This is a genomic window from Sulfurivermis sp., assembly GCF_059410345.1.
In genome coordinates, this window is record NZ_JBLJDO010000041.1 from 1 (window position 1) to 4857 (window position 4857).

Consider the following 4857-nt stretch of genomic DNA (forward strand, 5'->3'; position numbering starts at 1 on the left):
GACGCGGCGGGCAACGTCACCGCTACCGGCAGCAGCCTGGTGCTCAGCGAAGGCGGCAGCCCCGTCACCGTCACCACCCGCAGCACATGGGATGCCAAGGGCCGTCTGATCAGCCAGACCGATGCAGGCGGCCACACCACCAGCTATCAGTACAACGCCGCCGGTGAACTCACGCAGGAGACCGACGCACTGGGCCGCGTCACCCACCACAGCTACACCGTCCGTGGCGAAAAATCCGAGACCCTCTACCCCGATGGCCTCAAGGACACCTGGCAATACGACCACAACGGCAACGAAACCCGCAGTTGCAGCGGCAACGGCAACCTGTGCACCAACACCCAGTACGACGCACTGGACCGCCCCACCCAGGTCACCGACCCGGCGGGCTACATCACGCACACCCGGTACGACGCCGCCGGCCAGGTCACCGAAACCACCGATGGCCGTGGCAACACCACCGGTTACGAGTACGACGATGGCGGTCGCCAGACCAGGCTGACCAACCCGCTGAACCATGCCAGCACCAGCGCCTATGACCTGGCTGGCAACCTCGTGGAAGAAACCGATCCCCTCGGCCATACCATCGAGCACAGCTACAACGCTGCCAACCAGCGCACCGGCACCACCCTGCCCACCGGTGCCATCACCGCCTGGGGCTACAACGCCGTGGGCCAGCGCACCACGGAGACCACGCCGGAAGGCCACGTCACCACCTTCGCCTATGACCTTTTGGGCCGCCTTGCCAGCGTCACCGATCCGCTCGCCCACAGCACCGGCTACCAGTACAACCAGCAGGGCCAACTGCTCAGCCAGACCGATGCCGAAGGCCGCACCACGCACTACGGCTACGACAGCGCAGGGCGCCGTGTGCGCCGCACCCTGGCCGATGGCACAAGCGAAGCCCTGAGCTACAACGCCGTAGGCCAGCTCATCCAGAAGACCGGCTTCGACGCTGCCACTACTATCTGGGAATACGGCAGCACCGGCAGCGACACCGGCCGCCTGTTGCGCATCCATCGCCCGGACGGCAGCAACCAGCGGGTGACCTACGACAGCTATGGCCGACCCACGGGCCATACCGATAGCCGGGATGGCACCGAGCACCTGAACCTGGACACCCTGGGCCGGATCACCCAGCGCAGCCTCAACCACAGCGCCGCCCAGTTGCCGGACAGCGCTGCGTATGGCTACACCACCCATTACCAGTGGGATGCCAACAGCAACCGCACGCGGCTGCGCGTCACCAACCCCAACCGGGACATCAACGCCAGCTACGACGCGGCCAACCAGTTGCACACGCTGGACAGCATCGAGGGCGCGCAGGCCGTCTTCACCCATGACGCGGCAGGTCGGCTTGCCCACATCGTCCGCAGCGACGGCTCCACCAGCAGCTACACCTACAACGCCGCAGGCCAGCTCACCGGCGTCCACCATCAGGCTGCCGGTGGCACCACCCTGGCCCGGTTCACCTACACCTTGAACCTCAACGGCCAGCGCACGGCGGCCACGGAAGAAATCAACGCCGGAGCCGACAGCACCCGCAGAACCCTCGCCTGGCAGTACGACGCCGCCGGCAAGCTCACCCAGGAGCAGATCGCCCAGACCCAGCCGACGGTGCAGACCATCACCATCGACTACCAGTACGACCGGGCAGGCAACCGCACCACGAAAACCGTCAGCGGCAGCCAGACGCAGAGCACCACCTACACCTACGACGCCAATGACCGGCTCACGCAGGAAGTGGACAGCCTGCACGGCACCACCACCTATGCCTACGACTTCAAAGGCCAGCTGGTCGGCAAGACCCACGCAGGCCAAGTCACCACCTACACGTGGAACACCGACCACCGCCTGACGAAGGTGGAGAGCGGCACCCGGACCATCCGCTACGGCTACGACCCGCAGGGCCGCCGGATCAAGAAGCTCGTCACCGAGGGCGCGAACAAAACCGAAACCCACTACATCCTCGACACCGAGCGCGCGTACCACGAAGTGGTCATCGAGCGCACACGGCACAACACCGGCCCGTGGCAGGAACGCACCTACCTGCACACGCCCGGCGGTGTGGGCGAACTGATCAGCGACAGCGACGGCACCACGACAAGACAGGTGTACACGGACGGTCAGGGATCAACGCGCCTGACGGTGGATGGCACGGACACGCACAGCTGGAGCTACGATGCCTTCGGCAACCTGCAAGCCGGCAGCAGCGCGCAACCCACCCACGGCTACACCGGAGAACGCTACGACCCCGATACCGGGCTGATCCACCTTCGAGCCAGAGACTACGACCCGGGCACCGGGCGCTTCATCTCGATGGACGAGCACCCGGGCAGCCAGCGCATCCCGCTGACGCTGAACAAGTACCTCTATGCCAACGCCGACCCGGTCAATCATATTGATCCGAGTGGGTATATCACGATGGGGAGCTTGGGTGCAGGATTGAATATTCAAGGAATATTGAATGCAGCCGGCTTGGCGTCGAGAATGCTTCACCTATACGCCAGGGTCAACAATGTGGTTGACCTTACGATAGCCCTCATTCAATTGGCGCAGATGGACCCTTCAACAATTCTTGAGGGAGTTTCTCCGAGGCAATTTCCACCTAGGATTGATTTTTCAGATGCGGCACAGCAATTCATGATTGGATCACGCAAGGCCATCACCATTGGATTGAGTAATTGGAGTGCCGGCTATGTAAAGGAATATATGAGGGGGAAGAGGCTGAAGTCTTATATCGTCTATTTGCCGGTTATTTCGCCAGCTGCTCCGAGGCTCATTGACACTAAGAGGAAGATATCTGGAAAGCCGTTGAAGGTAGGAATTGGAGCGCCGGGTAGAAATACCAGGGGTTCACTGGCTGGTGTTGGAGTGGAAATGGGGCATCAGCGGATGCTCTATAGGATGGATATTGGACTGACGCCAGCGGGGCATAGAACTGGGAAGGGCTATGAATTGGATACGTTTGATATGCCGCCAAATTACAGTTTCCATGTCTATAAATTTATAGGGGGGCCACGATAGTGCGTAATGCGGAATTGGATTATTTCTTGGCAGCAAACAATTTTTTTCGAGCCGATCTCCGGGAGAAGAGGGAAATTGTTTCTAGATATGTTGATGCGTACGGATGGCCGCCTTTTGTCTATGGGGCGGAGATGGACAATGAGGTTGATGAAAAGGAGCATCTATTGTGCAATTTTTCTTTCTGGGTGTTTTGTGTTTTTGTCCAGTATTCGCTGCTTGACTGCTTTGATGATGATCGGGTCTTGATGTCAAGGATATCGGTAGCAAAGAGGTTGATGAACAGGCTTTTGATGAAGTATTCATACGAGTGTGATGATCAACACCTGATTGCTTATTTTGAGCGAAGCTCTTTTCTGTCAGGGGTTGCCGCGAGGATATCGGAAAAGATCGGTGTAGGGGCAGATCTTCCTAACATGGATTATGTGGTTGATATATGGGAGTTTGTGCCGCATCCAGATCGCGTGAGGCTGATGAAGGAGTTGGGTTTGTAGCCCGATAGATTGGGCGAGCGAGTCTGCGAGATAAATCTCCAAAGGTAATGCCAAACTCCCCCCTTTACACCTACGACGCCAATGACCGGCTCACGCAGGAAGTGGACAGCCTGCACGGCACCACCACCTATGCCTACGACTTCAAAGGCCAGCTGATCGGCAAGACCCACGCAGGCCAAGTCACCACCTACACGTGGAACACCGACCACCGCCTGACGAAGGTGGAGACCGGCACCCGGACCATCCGCTACGGCTACGACCCGCAGGGCCGCCGGATCAAGAAGCTCGTCACCGAGGGCGCGAACAAGACCGAAACCCACTACATCCTCGACACCGAGCGCGCGTACCACGAAGTGGTCATCGAGCGCACACGGCACAACACCGGCCCGTGGCAGGAACGCACCTATCTGCACACCCCCGGCGGCGTGGGCGAACTGATCAGCGAGAGCGACGGCACCAGCACCCGGCAGGTGTACACGGACGGTCAGGGATCAACGCGCCTGACCACAGACGGCACGGACACGCAGAGCTGGAGCTTCGATGCCTTCGGCAATCTGCAAGCCGGCAGCAGCGCCCAACCCACCCACGGCTACACTGGAGAACGCTACGACCCCGATACCGGGCTGATCCACCTTCGAGCCAGAGACTACGACCCGGGCACCGGGCGCTTCATCTCGATGGATGAGCACCCGGGCAGCCAGCGCATCCCGCTGACGCTGAACAAGTACCTGTACGCCAACTCCGACCCGGTCAATCATATTGATCCGAGTGGGTATATCACGATGAGTGGAGCGTTTAGTTTTGCAATAAACATCTCTATCGCATATGCAAGGATGACTGCCTTGGATTTCCTCTCGGACAGGATCTTGGGGGATATCATTGATCGCATGGTGAAATCCTCCATTCATGCGAAAGGAGGACTCATGCCGGGAGGCAGTATTACTCTTAATGGCCTGATTCAGGGCTTGGCAACCCAATGCACTATCACGAAGAAGCATTGTCTGGTTGGAAACAAGGTGCCCGTTCTTTCCACAGGGTTTGATCTGCCCATGCACTCCATGCACATCACTGCCTCGCAGTTCGGATTGGCGTTGGTGCTTAATTAGCTGATGTTGATATTCCGATTGGCTGAATTCTGATTTTTCGCGATGAGTTCCCCTTTTTCCCTGCCTCCTTCATGCGATGGACGCAATTTGCCCAGCCCGGACAGAATTGGGCATGCCCAGGTAGGTGAAGCGGTTGATGATGGCAACCCGAGCATGCACTTCGGCGACCTGGCGCTCGAAAGTGCGCGAGAACAGCCGTTCGCCCAAACCCTTGAGGCGGTTCATCGCGTTCTCGG

At 59.3% G+C, this 4857-nt stretch carries 3 protein-coding genes and 1 pseudogene; 3 read left to right on the plus strand and 1 reads right to left on the minus strand.

Annotation, left to right across the window (positions count from 1 at the left end; all coding sequences use genetic code 11):
* From ACMV8A_RS15495 to ACMV8A_RS15505, 3 genes are all read left to right on the plus strand, one after another.
* Nucleotides 1-3024: RHS repeat-associated core domain-containing protein (locus ACMV8A_RS15495; protein ID WP_495326787.1), on the plus strand; the 3024-nt coding region annotated here is incomplete at its 5' end.
* Nucleotides 3025-3050: 26 nt separating this feature from the next.
* Nucleotides 3051-3515, plus strand: a complete 465-nt coding sequence (locus tag ACMV8A_RS15500) for a hypothetical protein (RefSeq protein WP_495326788.1) — start codon at nt 3051-3053, stop codon at nt 3513-3515.
* A gap of 47 nt (nt 3516-3562) precedes the next feature.
* Nucleotides 3563-4621, plus strand: coding sequence for an RHS repeat domain-containing protein (locus ACMV8A_RS15505; RefSeq protein WP_495326789.1), 1059 nt, complete (start codon nt 3563-3565; stop codon nt 4619-4621).
* A gap of 69 nt (nt 4622-4690) precedes the next feature.
* Here the strand turns inward: ACMV8A_RS15505 and ACMV8A_RS15510 are convergent.
* Nucleotides 4691-4857, minus strand: a pseudogene (locus ACMV8A_RS15510) (IS5/IS1182 family transposase); the annotation flags it as partial.

Bases quoted from the DNA above. Each gene is read 5' to 3' on its own strand.
- ACMV8A_RS15505 (WP_495326789.1), top strand. From the start codon at position 3,563: ATGCCAAACTCCCCCCTTTACACCTACGACGCCAATGACCGGCTCACG.